Source organism: Marinomonas sp. (assembly GCF_965225885.1).
Taxonomy (GTDB): domain Bacteria; phylum Pseudomonadota; class Gammaproteobacteria; order Pseudomonadales; family Marinomonadaceae; genus Marinomonas.
In genome coordinates, this window is record NZ_OZ245329.1 from 2,722,915 (window position 1) to 2,737,263 (window position 14,349).

Annotated in this window: 15 protein-coding genes; 10 read left to right on the forward strand and 5 right to left on the reverse strand. The window is 40.2% G+C overall.

Annotated features, from left to right (window positions below):
* The first annotated feature begins 4 nt into the window (after nucleotides 1-4).
* Genes ACO05V_RS13015 through ACO05V_RS13030 form a run of 4 tightly spaced genes read left to right on the forward strand, consistent with a single transcriptional unit; the run spans nucleotide 5 to nucleotide 5,230 of the window.
* A complete protein-coding gene (locus ACO05V_RS13015) occupies nucleotides 5-3,421 on the forward strand; it encodes an SbcC/MukB-like Walker B domain-containing protein (RefSeq protein ID WP_421852027.1) in 3,417 nt (1,138 codons plus the stop codon).
* Between the two features lie 11 nt (nucleotides 3,422-3,432).
* Nucleotides 3,433-3,747 (forward strand): BolA family protein, encoded by a 315-nt coding sequence (locus ACO05V_RS13020; RefSeq protein ID WP_421852030.1) that lies wholly within the window; start codon nucleotides 3,433-3,435, stop codon nucleotides 3,745-3,747.
* Nucleotides 3,748-3,765: 18 nt separating this feature from the next.
* Nucleotides 3,766-4,068 carry an STAS domain-containing protein gene (locus ACO05V_RS13025; protein ID WP_421852033.1) on the forward strand — a complete coding sequence of 101 codons (303 nt, stop codon included), beginning with the start codon at nucleotides 3,766-3,768 and terminating at the stop codon, nucleotides 4,066-4,068.
* 10 nt (nucleotides 4,069-4,078) lie between these two features.
* A complete protein-coding gene (locus ACO05V_RS13030; RefSeq protein ID WP_421852036.1) occupies nucleotides 4,079-5,230 on the forward strand; it encodes a SpoIIE family protein phosphatase in 1,152 nt (383 codons plus the stop codon).
* A gap of 26 nt (nucleotides 5,231-5,256) precedes the next feature.
* On the opposite strand, the gene ACO05V_RS13035 is transcribed toward ACO05V_RS13030, so the two are convergent.
* Nucleotides 5,257-5,901, reverse strand: a complete 645-nt coding sequence (locus tag ACO05V_RS13035) for a YecA family protein (RefSeq protein ID WP_421852039.1) — start codon at nucleotides 5,899-5,901, stop codon at nucleotides 5,257-5,259.
* 96 nt (nucleotides 5,902-5,997) lie between these two features.
* On the opposite strand from ACO05V_RS13035, the gene ACO05V_RS13040 reads away from it, so the two are divergent.
* The 4 genes from ACO05V_RS13040 (at nucleotide 5,998) to ACO05V_RS13055 (ending at nucleotide 9,812) form a co-directional block, all read left to right on the forward strand.
* Nucleotides 5,998-7,764, forward strand: coding sequence for a RecQ family ATP-dependent DNA helicase (locus tag ACO05V_RS13040; RefSeq protein ID WP_421852042.1), 1,767 nt, complete (start codon nucleotides 5,998-6,000; stop codon nucleotides 7,762-7,764).
* A gap of 35 nt (nucleotides 7,765-7,799) precedes the next feature.
* A complete protein-coding gene (locus ACO05V_RS13045) occupies nucleotides 7,800-8,279 on the forward strand; it encodes a SprT family zinc-dependent metalloprotease (RefSeq protein ID WP_421852045.1) in 480 nt (159 codons plus the stop codon).
* Nucleotides 8,280-8,398: 119 nt separating this feature from the next.
* Nucleotides 8,399-9,238: a tRNA 2-thiocytidine(32) synthetase TtcA gene (gene ttcA, locus ACO05V_RS13050; protein ID WP_421852048.1), complete on the forward strand. Its 840-nt coding sequence runs from the start codon at nucleotides 8,399-8,401 to the stop codon at nucleotides 9,236-9,238.
* Nucleotides 9,239-9,248: 10 nt separating this feature from the next.
* Nucleotides 9,249-9,812, forward strand: coding sequence for a YfaZ family outer membrane protein (locus tag ACO05V_RS13055; RefSeq protein WP_421852050.1), 564 nt, complete (start codon nucleotides 9,249-9,251; stop codon nucleotides 9,810-9,812).
* Nucleotides 9,813-9,884: 72 nt separating this feature from the next.
* Here ACO05V_RS13055 and ACO05V_RS13060 read toward each other — a convergent pair whose 3' ends face one another.
* From ACO05V_RS13060 to hemN, 3 genes are read right to left on the reverse strand one after another with little or no spacing between them, the layout of a single operon-like run.
* Nucleotides 9,885-10,427: an adenine phosphoribosyltransferase gene (locus ACO05V_RS13060; protein WP_421852053.1), complete on the reverse strand. Its 543-nt coding sequence runs from the start codon at nucleotides 10,425-10,427 to the stop codon at nucleotides 9,885-9,887.
* A gap of 24 nt (nucleotides 10,428-10,451) precedes the next feature.
* On the reverse strand, nucleotides 10,452-11,213 hold the full coding sequence (fnr, locus tag ACO05V_RS13065; protein ID WP_421852056.1) for a fumarate/nitrate reduction transcriptional regulator Fnr: 762 nt from the start codon (nucleotides 11,211-11,213) through the stop codon (nucleotides 10,452-10,454).
* A 21-nt stretch (nucleotides 11,214-11,234) separates the two neighbouring features.
* On the reverse strand, nucleotides 11,235-12,605 hold the full coding sequence (gene hemN, locus ACO05V_RS13070) for an oxygen-independent coproporphyrinogen III oxidase (RefSeq protein WP_421852059.1): 1,371 nt from the start codon (nucleotides 12,603-12,605) through the stop codon (nucleotides 11,235-11,237).
* Between the two features lie 184 nt (nucleotides 12,606-12,789).
* On the opposite strand from hemN, the gene ACO05V_RS13075 reads away from it, so the two are divergent.
* A complete protein-coding gene (locus ACO05V_RS13075; protein ID WP_421852062.1) occupies nucleotides 12,790-13,386 on the forward strand; it encodes an alpha/beta family hydrolase in 597 nt (198 codons plus the stop codon).
* An 18-nt stretch (nucleotides 13,387-13,404) separates the two neighbouring features.
* A complete protein-coding gene (gene tusA / locus ACO05V_RS13080; protein ID WP_421852065.1) occupies nucleotides 13,405-13,638 on the forward strand; it encodes a sulfurtransferase TusA in 234 nt (77 codons plus the stop codon).
* Nucleotides 13,639-13,710: 72 nt separating this feature from the next.
* On the opposite strand, the gene ACO05V_RS13085 is transcribed toward tusA, so the two are convergent.
* Nucleotides 13,711-14,304: a CBS domain-containing protein gene (locus tag ACO05V_RS13085; protein WP_421852068.1), complete on the reverse strand. Its 594-nt coding sequence runs from the start codon at nucleotides 14,302-14,304 to the stop codon at nucleotides 13,711-13,713.
* Nucleotides 14,305-14,349 lie beyond the last annotated feature (45 nt).

Genomic DNA, 14,349 nt, shown 5'->3' on the forward strand with positions numbered 1-14,349 from the left:
AAATATGAAAAAGTTAAATCGAATCGTATTAGTAAATTGGTACCTACTTGGTGCAGAAGAAATTAATATTCGTGGTAATACTGCGATTATCGGACCAACAGGTTCTGGTAAATCGTCTTTACTTGATGCAATTCAAACTGTATTAACAGGTGCTAGCAAACGTCACCTTAATTACAACGCCAGTGCAAACGATGGTAAAGCCAGTGGTCGAAGCATTCGTTCTTATATTTTAGGTATGATAGATTCAGGTCAAGCCAATGCAAAAGCCTTCGGAACACAACCAAGACAAGATGCCACAAGTTACCTAGCATTGGTTTTTGAAGACAGCATAACAGGTCAAGAATCGACTGTCGGTTTGGCATTAAGCGCATCCTTAGCGTCTCCAGAAGAAGATGTACTTGGTCGTTTTGTACTTTCAAATTTTGGCGCCAGAAAGTCAGATTTTATCGACGCAATGGAAGGCAAGAGCTACAAAGCCAAGCCTTGGATTGAAGTTCGTGAAACAATGAAGAAAGTTTGTCTAGATCCTTACATTAAATCAGGCAGTGCGTCAGCGACTCAATACATCAACCGCTATCTTGAAGAGCTCAGCCCAAGCCCAGATCATTTGATCACATTGGACAGTTTCCTTAAAAACTTCAAAAACGCGTTAAAGTTTGTACCCATTGCCTCACCAACACGGTTTGTGCAAGATTTTGTTTTGGCAGAAGCGCCATTACAAGTTGGCGCTTACCAAAAATCTCTAAATGAATATCGTCACTTAGAAGCCAAAACTCTTGAGGTTTCCAAACGTATTGATGATCTAAAACTTATTCAGCAAGACTGTGAGAAAAAGCATCAGCAAGAACAAAGTGCAATCAACTATCAATGGATAGCAACCGAAGCACGCTTTGATGAACTGGGTAGCAAGCAAGACGACATTCAAGATCAATACGAGCTACAAAAAGAGCGTGAAGAAGAGATTGAAGAAGAGTTGGCGACCCAAGGCAGTCTATTAAAACAACTGCAAGGACAACTATTGCGCTTCGAACAACATTATGAACATTCTGATGTTGGTTTGAAACTACAGCAGTTAGAGCAGAATAAAAAGTTGCTCACTCTGCAAGGTCAACAAGATCAAAAAGCCATCTTGCAAGTCCGCCAATTAACCTTGTTGTTATCAGCGCTTAATTCATTTGAAGATTTGCTCTCAAAAGAAACCATTGCCTTGGTGAAAGAGTTCTCAGCTTTCAATGGCTTGATTACAGAAGAAGGGCGGGTAGAAGGCAACTTAAAACCGTTAACACAAAAATTAATTGCTCTAAATGAAATTTTAGACAAAGAAAAATCTCAGGTTTTTGGTCAGCGCTCAGAACTCAATCGTACCATTCTGAATTTAAAAGACGAGTGTAAGCAATTAGAATCGGATGTTTCTTCCTTGAAAGGTGGCGTAAGCCCACTTTCTCAAAATACAAAACGCCTGATTGCTTTGTTAAAAGACGCCAATATTACCGCAACACCATTGAGCCATTTAGCCGAAGTGACCGACAGAAAGTGGCAAGATGCCATTGAGGGTTATCTTGGCGCTCAGCGCGAAGCGTTAATTGTTGAGCCTGAAGACGCCGAAGAGTCTATTCGAATTTTTCGTGCCCATCGACGTCAACTAATGGGATGTCGCGTCATTGATACGACACAAACTCGACTTTGGTTGAATCGTGGCGACAACAATTCCGCATTGCGTTTTATTCGTTGTAACAATGATCATGCTCAAGCTTATCTAAATCGTCGTTTGGGTGGCATCAAGCCAGTAGACACGGAACGTGAATTGCTTCGAGAAGACAGCGCAATGACAGCTGACGGCATGTTAAAACTGGCCGGTACTATTTCTACAATTCGCTTTGTTCCGCACATGATGGTTGGTATCAATACCGAAGGTATGCGTGAGTCTCGTGAGAAACAACTCGCCAGTCTAAGCGGTGAGCTAATGAACTTCTTGAAAGCAGATCAACGTCTTGAGCAGGCTGATTCTTTGCTTGGCCGCGTGATGGCAAATAACCAATTTGATGCAGAAAGTATTGGTAACGCCAGTCACACAGTTACTCGTTTAACTCAAGAATTAGAGTCTGTTGAAGCTGAAATTTCGCAACTACAAAAGCATGACGATACTGAGCTACAAGAGCGCATTGAAGAGCTTAAATCGCGTATCGCAAACGTTGAACTGGATCAGAAAAAACTAGATCGCGAACGTCAGCAAATTGCTGAGCAGTTTGGCGCATTAAATACACAAAAGAGCCAGCTAAGCTCTGCATTATCTGCTCTTGATGAAGAGCGTAATCGTCTCACATCGAATTCAAAATACGATGCTGAATTTGCTAGCGAGCGTTACGCTTTATTAGAAGGCAGCATGGTAAATGGCGCGGCCATTTATAAAGAAGCCATTAGCCGAGCAGACAAAGCCAGCGAAAAAGCACGCAGCTTTGACCAAAAAGTTCGTAAGGAAGTAGCCGATCATTACGGTAAATACCATCATGCAAATTTAGACAACGATGTTCAACTGGATTATTTAGAATCTAAGTTTGAAGAGTTCGAGCATTATGTTTCTTATCAAATCGATATTTTGAGTGAAACGGAGTTGGCGAAATACGCTAAGCGTGCAGAATTGGCTCGTAAAGAAGCTGAAGAAACTTTCCGATCAGATTATGTTTCGAAACTGAAAGATTCTCTTGATCAAGTGGCGCACATTATTCGAGAGCTTAACCACAGTTTGAAGCGTCGTCCATTTAACCAAGAAATCTATCAATTCCGCTATTATCCAAATGGTGATATGAAAGACATTCTAGATCTTGTTGAGCGTTTTAGTGCGCAAGATCAAGCCAATGTGGGCGGGTTATTTGATCCACATTTAAGTGATGATCCTGATCATGTTCGAGCCATTGCATCTATTCAAGAGCTAATATCGGACGATGAGAAACAGCAAGACCTTGCCGACTATCGTAAATTCTATAATTTCGAAGTAGACATCCTAGATGCCGAAGGCAATAAGAAAACCACTTTAAGCCAGCGCATTCAGACCGGTTCAGGTGGTGAGCACCAAATTCCATTTTACTTGGCGATTGCAGCCGCTTTGTCAACGACCTATCGCTTACACGAAACAATGGAAGGTGAGATTGTTGGTGGTTTCTCTCTCGCTATGTTCGATGAAGCCTTCAATAAGATTGACATGGTAAAAACATCTACTTGTATGGGGTTTATGAAAGACATCGGCTTGCAGGTGATCGCAGCTGCACCAGATGATAAGCGTGCTGTTATGGCTGCTAATATGGATACTATTATCAGCGTGTGGCGCGAAGGTGGTGCAGTATCTATTGACGTAGCTTACCCAAAAGAAAAGGGCCAAGTTTTACTAAATGGGCAGGCTGACAGCCTAGCAACGCCAGCGTAACAGAGAATATTATGATCGTACAAAATCAGATAGACCAACGCATTAATGAAAAACTAGATGTTCATCATATGACCCTCGAAAACGAGAGTCATATGCATAATGTACCAGCAGGAAGCGAGTCTCACTTTAAACTGGTTCTAGTGAGCGATGCCTTTGAAGGTAAGAGACTGGTTCAACGACATCAGCTTGTTTATGGCGTATTACAGGATGAGATGACAAAAATTCACGCTCTTGCCATGCACCTGTACTCAATTAAAGAATGGAGCGAGCGTAATGCGCTTGCTCCTTCATCGCCAAAATGTCACGGAGGCGAGCAGGGCAAATAACCCTAACTCGATCAGCTAATGAGTATTTCAATCACAGTTAATGATGCAAAAGATATCGCAACAATCACCATTATTGGAAGTTTTGATTTTTCTCTGTTTAATGATTTTCGTGCGGCTTACTCAGATCTCACAAAACATTATAAAACCTATGTTGTTGATATGAGCATGGTTGAGTACTTAGACAGCGCAGCTTTGGGTATGTTGTTAAGCATGAGAAACGCTATCGCGTCGGAAAGTAATATTCAGCTCTCAGGAGCAAATGATTTTATTAAAAATATTCTCATGATCTCTCGTTTTGATAAACGCTTTGACATTCAATAAAGGCTAACAAATGAAATTATTATGCGTAGACAGTGAACCAGTTTACCGCGAGATTATTTCGTTATGCGCAGAGAAAGAAGGTGTTACAGTAAAAAGCGTGGCAAGTTATGAGGAGGCTATTCTTGCCTTCGAAAGCTATGCTCCCGATATAGTTACTCTTGATGTAATCGTGAAGGGTGGGAGCGGTTATGATCTGGTCCAAAAACTAAAATTCTTATCAGGCAGTCGTTTTGTTCCGATGATTTTTCTTGCTTCTCATACTGCTGATTCAGTTATGGATAAGTGTTTTAAGGCTGGTGCCGATGACTTTATCCCAAAGCCATTTAATGAGGTGCTTTTCAATATTCGACTTAAAACGCATATGCGTCATGTTGAACTTATGAAAGAAATGTACCGTAAAAACAAAGCACTAACCTTCTATCAAACAATGATAGAGCGAGAGCACGAAATGGCTCACCAGGTTCTTGATCATATCCAAACTCGCAGCGAAAAAAACTCTGAACAAGTAGCTATTACTAGGTTATCAGCTGCTAGTTTTAATGGTGACCTAGCTTTGGTCAAAACCCGCTCCGATGGTGCTCGTCTTGTCTTTGTAGGGGATTTCACAGGCCATGGCTTGCCTGCCTCTATTGGGGCGTTACCTGTCATGCAAACATTCTTTGATGCCGTGGACGATTTGATCTGCGTAAATGAACTAGCAATTCGGATCAATCGAATCCTTTTTAGTATATTGCCCGATTACATGTTTTGTGCTGGTTACTTAATGCTTATGAAGCAAGGTGGTGAAATTACTTACTGGGGCGGCGGAATGCCAAATGCGTTTATTAGGCGCTCTAATGGTTCAGTGGATTATTTGCAATCCAACCACATGCCACTGGGAATTCTTTCAGTTAATGAATTTGAAGCCGATTTACAAAGCAATAAATTAAACGCTGGAGATACTTTGATTATTGTATCCGATGGGGTTTTGGAACTTAAAAATTGTCTGGATGAGATGCTTGGGGGCGATCAAGCTAAAGCTCTCATTTCGAGAATTTATGCCGAAAGCAGCTTAATAGCAGCACAACAAAATATAGAGAGAGAATTGGCTGAGTATCAAGGAGAATCAGAGCAACTTGATGATATTACTCTTGTGGCACTAAGAAGTACCTGCTTGCAATAAAAAGGTCACAAGCAGGGCGATTTAGATTAAGACTTTTTGCCGCCTTTTTTCTTGTTGTTATTGCCTTTCGTTTTAGGTTGCGCCTTTGGAAATGGGCGTTTTTCAGGCTCTGTACGAAGCACTAGGAACAAATCAGTAACGACTTCTGGTATTTGAGCAATACACGAATTAGTGAGTTTTTCGCTTTCACGAATTTGAACCACTTCCTCATCATCAAACAAATCAGATGCCACCATAATTGGCAGTAAAAGCTCAGCAACAACTTCTTCTTTTTCAGACTCGAACCAGTGGCTTTCTGTCATGAAGACGCCTTCCATAAAGCCGGTCGCCCATTCCTGTAATTCGCTTAGTTCTTCAGGAGAGGAGCCCATTTCAAGCTCACAAGGCACCATAAAGCCATCTTCCGATTCTAGTTCTTTTTGAATATCAACAAAAAGACGCGATAGATACTGAAGGATTTGTTTTTCTTGTTTCTCATTTTCGAATTGTGGTGTGTCTTCAAAAATAATCGGCAGCCATGTATCTTCGGCTGTCAGAACCGGGCAAATAGACAATGCCGTCAAAAAGCCATGCGCCATAACAAAGTTCTGACATTCCTCATGAACTTGATCCGACTCCAAAAAACTTTCTAACGTCTCTAACTCAAGATCATCAAGAGGTTGGTGTGCCATGCAAATGTTTCCTTAATACAAATTAAGTCACTGATTCTAGCGAAAAGAAGGTGAAAAATCGATGCACAAAGTGCGGCGTTAAGGGATAATTCACAAATGAATTTAAAGAAGCACACACTTTCACGTTTAGGCTACTCTGAATATCGTCCTTTGCAAGAACAGGCGATCGATGCCTTATACGCAGGACAAGACGTTTTACTCGCTGCGCCAACTGGCGGCGGGAAATCTTTAGCTTACCAAGCCGCTGGACTGATGCGGAATGGCGTTGCCGTCATCGTCAGCCCTTTACTGTCTCTTATGTCCCAACAAGTAGCAGAATTAAATAGAAAAGGTATTCGAGCCAAGTTTCTGAATTCTACGTTGAACCCTGGCGAACAAGATGATCTTGTTTGGGCCTTACGACATCAGCATATTGATCTGTTGTATTTATCGCCAGAAAAGCTTGTTCAGCCATCGGTTATAGGATTTCTACATAGCTTTGATATTTCGTTGTTTGCCATTGATGAAGCCCATTGTATTTCTCAGTGGGGAAGTTTTTTTAGACCGGAATACAGCCAGCTTGGCCAGCTTAAAAATTCGTTTCCTGATGTTCCTATTATTGCTCTTACAGGAACAGTCGATCAAAAAACTATGCTGACGATTCAAGAGTCATTACAACTTGAAAATTGCTTGGTATTACGCAACAGTTTTGATCGAACTAATATCAAGATTCAAATAGCGCAAAAAAGAAAAGCCAAACAGCAAATCTTGTACTTTCTACACCATGAAGTGCCCGGCGAAACAGGGATTATTTATTGCCGATCTCGGAAAAAAACCGAAGAGCTTGCAAATTGGTTAAGCGGACTTGGACTGCCAAGCATGAGTTATCACGCAGCCATGTCAGAAGAAGATAAGCAAAAGCATCATAAGATTTTTTCTGCGCAACAAGGCGCAATTATGGTGGCAACCACTGCTTATGGCATGGGGATTGATATTGCTCATGTAAGATTTGTTGTTCATTTAGATTTACCAAGCAGCCCAGAGTCCTATTTTCAGGAAGTAGGACGAGCTGGACGTGATGGAAAGCCCGCAAAGGCCCTATTGCTATATGGTTTGCAAGATATGCTGCAAGCACAACAGTTGGCGGCATTACAGCCTTTGGCTGCAGAAAGAGAAATACAACATTTAGGCAGTTTATTTCGAATTTTAGAAGGGCGAGGTTGCAGACGACAAAATTTACTATCACATTTTGATGAGAGCATTCCAGCTTGTCAGCATTGTGATCGCTGCCTTTCTAACAAATCTGAACAAAACATGACGACAGCCAGTCAGAAGCTTTTATCCTTGATTTATCATACCAAAGGGCTGCAACCTTTTTCATTGCTTATCCAAATTTTACTTGGGAAAAAAACCAAGCCTGTCAGTTCAATCAATGCTGAATTTCTACCATTATTTGGCAAAGGCAAAGAACTAAGTGAGGTGCAATGGAAATCTGTCATCAGGCACTTAATTGCATATGAGTACATAACACTTGGCGCATTTAGTGTATTTACCGTACATATAAACGAAAAGTCGCGGAGCGTGCTACAGGGGAAAACTCAAATTATTATTCCCACTGAGCATTATTACCCGGCTCTCCAAGAAGAGCACCTTGCAATAGACAGTATAAATTGGCATAAAATATTGGCTTGGAAATACAGTCACGGTCAGATCAACTTAAGCGACACTCAACTTAGGTTAATTTGTTTGCATAAACCGAACTCTGTGGCGTCAATAAGTCGTTTAACTGGATTATCAAAAGAAAAAGTGGAAGGTTTTGCTGAAACACTCATCAAAATCCTCCATGAGGTGGATTCACAAGAGGCCGTTGCATTATGTCCTTAAGCTCTCGACAGACAAGCTTAATTGACGAAGAAGATGTGTTGAGCATCGTTATTCAGAAGACCAATGAGTGTTTTGATAAAGCCGATGTTTTCTTTGGCAATAGGTTTAAGCGCTCAGCTTGTAACTTAAAGCAAAGAGGCCGAGCTGCCGGTACAGCTCATTTGCATAAAAATGAATTGCGATTTAATCAATTTATGTATCAACAAAATCCTGTCGAATTCTTAGATACTGTTGTGCCGCACGAAGTCGCTCACATTATTGTTTTTCAAATTTATGGTAATACGGTAAAGCCCCATGGAAAAGAATGGCAAGCAGTTATGTTAAAAGTGTATGGTATTCGCCCCAGCCGAACGCATACATTTGATGTCCCTCCGCAAAAGCAAGCCTACGAATACCATTGCTCCTGTCAAAAGCACCAATTTACTAAACAACGCCACACCAGGGTCCAGAAAGGTGTTGAGTATATCTGCAAAAAGTGTCGCACAACATTACAATTTATAAACAAAACTAAGTGACTACCTTTAAAAATACATAGAAAGTGAATTTTTACCTACTTTTGTCTTATATTGTCCATTTTTAATGCGATAGTTGCCTCCTTATAGTAGTATAGGCGCGTTTTGTTTATAGCGTATTTATGATGGATTTATCTACTCGACCTAAAGAAAAATTAGAGCTGAATAAGCTCCAAAAACGCCTTCGCAGATTAACTGGCCAAGCTATTGCTGACTTCAATATGATTGAAGAGGGTGATAAGGTTATGGTGTGTTTATCTGGAGGAAAAGACTCTTACACTATGTTGGAGATTTTGCGAAATCTGCAAGCTAGCGCACCTATTAGCTTCAGTATCATTGCAGTAAATCTTGATCAGAAGCAACCCGGTTTTCCAGAGCATATTTTACCTGCTTATCTGGAAGAGCTAGGAGTGGATTTTCATATATTAGAACGTGATACTTACAGTATTGTAAAAGAGATCGTGCCAGAAGGAAAAACCACATGTGGCTTATGCTCTCGTTTGCGCCGAGGTTCTTTGTACGGTTTCGCAGAAGAAATTGGGGCAACTAAAATTGCGCTTGGCCACCATAGAGATGACATTCTTGAGACATTGTTCTTAAATATGTTTTTTGGTGGTAAATTAAAATCTATGCCGCCAAAGTTATTAAGCGATGATGGAAAGCATATCGTTATTCGCCCTCTAGCTTACTGTAAGGAAGAGGATATTGAAGCCTTCGCTAAAATGAAGGAATATCCAATTATTCCTTGTAACCTTTGTGGTTCACAAGAGAATCTACAGCGGCAGGTTGTAAAGGATATGTTGCAGAAGTGGGAAAAAGAATTTCCAGGAAGAACAGAGACAATGTTCTCTGCTATACAAAATGTAGTACCATCTCACTTAGCAGACACAAACTTATTCGACTTTAAAGGGTTGAAGCAGTCGCCAGCGGCTTTTGACCGATTAAATATTATTTCATTATAGGATAATAGAAATGAACTTTACTCATAAAACCCTATTACTAGCCGTCGGTATTTTAGGATCGTCAATCGTTAATGCTTCAACTGCTGATGTAGCATTAACCAATGAGACCGTGAAAGGTGGCCTGAATTTCAATATGGGAACTTTTGGAATAGGTGCAGGAATGTCCTATGATAAAGACAAAAGTGTCACTACCGCACATATAGGTTTGGGCGTTGAAGATTCAGATACCAGCGGTCCATTGCAGGTTGGTCTTGGAGTGCGATTGTACGGTGTAGATGCTGACCTAAAAGATAACGATGATGTATCTGTTGCTCTTGCTTTAGGTGGCTGGTATCGCTACACACTTCCTCAAGCAAACCGTCTAAGTATCTTTGGTTCTTTATATTACGCACCTCAGGTTTTGTCTTTCACTAACCTTGATCACATGTATGTCTACGAGCTTCGTGCAGAGTACATGACTATGCGAAATGCACGAGCCTTTATTAGTTATGGCAAAACAGAGATTATTTATGACAACGATACTCGCAAAGAAGCAAATAATGGCTTTGCTATTGGTGCAACTGTAGATTTCTAATCTGCAAAGTGTAGCAATTTGATAAATAAAAAAGGTGGCTTGAAAGCCACCTTTTTTATTTATATAACGATATTATTCACCATCATAAGCGCATAGGCTAAAAACGGGAATGTCATTATCTCTCAGCTTCTGGCTTCCACCTAGATCAGGCAGATCTATAATAGCTGCCACTTCTTTGATGTTAGCGCCTTGATTGGTCAATAGTTTAATTGCTGCCAATAGAGTGCCGCCAGTAGCGATCAAGTCATCAAATAACAATACCTCATCACCCGCCTTAACTGCGCCTTCTTGAATCTCTAGCTCGGCTTCACCATATTCCAATGCGTATTTCTGTGAAATCGTTTTACCTGGAAGCTTACCTTTTTTACGAACCAAGATAAGTGGCTTTTGTAGTTCATAAGCCAAAACAGCGGCAATCAAAAAGCCACGAGCATCGATGCATGCTATGTGAGTAATATCACTAGCTATGTAGCGATGCACATAAGCATCCACAACCATTCTCATTCCTTTAGGGTCACTAAAAATGGGGGTGATATCTCTAAAGCTAATGCCTTGCTTAGGCCAGTCTTCTATTGTTTGTATCAGTGATTTAACGTAAAAATCGTCGTAAAGCATTCCAGTAGAGCCTCATTTTATTAATTAAATGCGCGCGATTTTACCACAGTCACTGGCAACCCCAACGAGTTTTTGTATTTCAGGGAAGTCAATTATCTCTATTTCTTTACCATCAACATGTATTAATTCATTTTTTTGAAAACGAGTAATAACTCGACTAACCGTTTCAACCGCCAGACCAAGGTAATTACCAATTTCACCGCGAGACATGGATAGACGGAATGAGCTCGCTGAATAGCCACGTTTTTTGAATCGATTAGATAGATTCAATAGGAAAGAAGCGACTTTTTCATCCGCATTCTTTTTCCCCAACAAAACCATCATCTGTTGGTCGTCGGATATTTTTCGACTCATCACCTTAAATATTTGATGCTTCAAAGAAGGAATCTGTGAAGATAACTCTTCAAGATGGCTAAAAGGAATCTCGCACACTGTTGTGGTTTCCAACGCCTTTGCAGAAACAGGGTAGACGTTTGAATCAATGCCGCTCAAACCAACTAGTTCACTTGGGCAATAAAACCCCGTGATTTGCTCTTCACCAACTGAAGTGATGTTAAACGTTTTTAAAGTGCCGGAGCGAACAGCGTAAACGGAATCAAACGCATCACCTTGTCGAAATAAAAATTCGCCTTTTTTAAGTGGCTTTTTTCGCTCAATAATTTGATCTAGTCGATTGATATCTTCATCTGCCAATGCAATTGGAAGGCAAAGAGCACTTAAGCTACAGTTTTGACACTGCGAAGTAAGCGTACTATTGAATCGTGACTGTGTGTGTGTCATTGACATTTGAATCTCCCTGATCTCGATCTATATAACTTTTGAGTATTTTATGGCGCTATTAAGATATTTATCAAAAACCATACAAATACAGCGAATTAGTAATCTACCGCGTTCTGTCACTTTAATAGTGGTCTGCATTCCACTACGATTAATATCCAACATATCATCTTCCACCATGGGTGTTAGATTTTGTACCTCTTCAGCAAAATATTCAAAGAAGCGAATATTGTATTTTTGCTCAATGCTAGCAGCGTTCAACTCAAATTGTGAAGTTAACGTCATTATAACTTGATGTCGAATTCTATCATCTAGATCGCTAATATATCCTTTAGCGATTGCCAGTTGACCTTTCTCAATACTACTCCTATAAATTGATAAGTCTGTATGGTTCTGAATATAAACACCATTTAAATCACTGATAGCAGAAACTCCAAAAGCGACTAAATCGGTACCAGCATGCGTCGTATAGCCCTGAAAGTTACGCTGTAGCTTGCCTTGTTTTTGCGCTATTGCCAGACTATCTGTCGGCTTCGCAAAATGGTCCATGCCGATATATTCATAACCAGCAGAGATCAAATGCTCGATGCTCATTTTTAACAAGTCAAGCTTCATGCTTGATAATGGTAGACTTTCATCTGAAATGCGCTTTTGCGCTCTAAACCGATCCGGTAGATGAGCATAATTAAAAAGCGATATTCGCTCTGGCGATAATTCAACCACTTGATCTAGTGTCTTTTTAAAACCTTCAATTGATTGATAAGGTAGACCATAAATCAGATCGAAATTAATGGATTTAATGCCTAGTGCTCGAGCATCTACAACTAGATCCGCTACCATCTGGATAGGCTGAACCCGGTGAATAGCTTCTTGTACCTTGATGTCAAAGTCTTGCACACCAATGCTAATTCGATTAATTCCTTTTTCAGTTAACAATTTCAGCTTAGATCGACTAATTTCTCTAGGATCTATTTCGATACTATAATCTTGTGTTCCGTCGTTAATTAAATTGAAATGTTGTTGAATATTGTCAAACAGCACATCAATTAATTCTTCTGTTAAAAAAGTAGGTGTGCCGCCACCGAAATGCAACTGAGTTACCTCTCTAGTGTGATCGAGCATGAGGCTGCGTAATCTCATTTCCTCACCTAGCAACTCAACGTATTCAGCACCTTTTTCATACTTCTTAGTCACAATTTTATTGCAAGCGCAGTAATAGCAAAGATGAGCACAAAACGGAATATGAAAATATAGACTAAGAGGTGCTTCGGAAGGCATTAACATCTTATCGATAAGCGCAATTTTACTAATACTTGAGTCGAATTGTGGTGCCGTTGGGTAAGATGTGTAGCGAGGCCCAGATAGGTCGTACTTAGCAATAAGTGAAGAATCCCAAATCATGATGTGTTCCTATTAAAATTTCTAATAGGAGTTTACACTTTAGTGAAAAGCCATTTGCTGACCCAGATCAAGGATTTCCATACTGTAGATAAAACCTTTTCCTGCATTGTCGGCAATAATACCTCTAGCAAGGTTTTAACCGTCTTCCTATTCTGATCTAATAACATTTCTGACTCTTATGGACATGAATCCTCTTCCTTTTTATCTCGCTCACGGTGCTGGCGCAGGTCACAGCAGCACTTTTTTAACACTGCTTTGCAATGCTATATCCGAGCAACGACAACAGGTTGTCATACCAGTAACTTTTTCATACATGCAAGAACAAGAACGTACCGGAAAGAAAAGGCCGCCACCGAGGTTTACCACTCTTGTTCCTGAGTATGCCGAGTGCATTGCGAATGAAAAAAACTGTATTGTCGCAGGAAAATCCATGGGTGGGAGAGTCGCTACACAACTCTCGGATCTTCCTATGGTGAAGGCTATCGTCTGCTATGGTTTTCCTTTCTATCCGGCAGGAAAGCCTGAAAAACACCGTCTTGCTTTTCTTGATGAATTAAAATCGCCATGCCTTATTATTCAAGGGACTAGGGATCAACTTGGTTCCTATGAGTGGGTAAGTCAGCAATCCTTACCAGAGAATGTAGACATTATTTGGGTAGAAGGTGCAGATCATGACTTTAAAGCCTTAAAAAAATACAATACCAGTATCGAAGATACGATTTTAGAAATAGCAGCCTACACCAAAAATTGGCTAGAAAAGAATATCGAAACCGAAGCTTAACTTATTGAGAGAAATATTATGGAACACCAAGCGCTGCTTGATGCAACAAATTTACTTTGCCCCGAACCCGTTATGATGCTTCATGTAGAGATGCGAAAACTTTTGGCAAAAGATGTACTAAAGGTTATTGCAACTGATCCATCAACGACAAGAGATATCCCTAAATTCTGCCAATTTCTTGGTCACAACCTTATTAAGCGTGAGCAAGAAGGGGATATTTATTATTATTGGATCGAAAAGAAAGAAGCCTAGTTTGAGCATTAAAACCCCAAATTATATATAATTTGGGGTTTTAATGGGTTGATAAAATTAATTTTGGCTAACTTAAGCCACTTTTAGCTTTTTAGATTGATCTTTTTGACCAAGAACAGCGCTTTGGTAAGTCTGCGAAAAGCTAGAAAATGCAACGTCAATATCTAACCGTAGCTGGCGAGCAACATCATTAGACGAGATTAAGCCACGTATTGCTTTCGTGCCTTCATCAATAACAAGCAAATGTTGTAGTTTATTATTTCGTTGGCTAAACAAGAGTGACTCGATATCTGAATGTTTAAGGGATGTGTAAGATAGGGCAAGCAATGCTTCTTTCGCCCTCATCAAGTCAGCAACCATCAACTCTGAGCGTTGAAAGCCATTAGCCACTTGTTTGATAAACACATCTTCAGATAAATCTTCAAGACTAATAACGCCAACAAAGTGATTGTCAGTATCTACTACGATTTTCATGCGTACATGTTCTTTTCTCATCAACTGAACTAATTCATCAGCACGAGTATTAGATTCAATCACTCGTGGACCCGCGGTCTGGAAATCAGTAAAAACGGATAAAGCAGGAGAATAAAGATTTATGTTTTCTGTAGTGGCCGGCCAAGTAAGAGCGTTAACGTCTTTTGTAGATACGTAAGTTAATGTTTTCATGATAAATCCCCAGCGTAATAATAAAAAATATAGACAGATATTGGG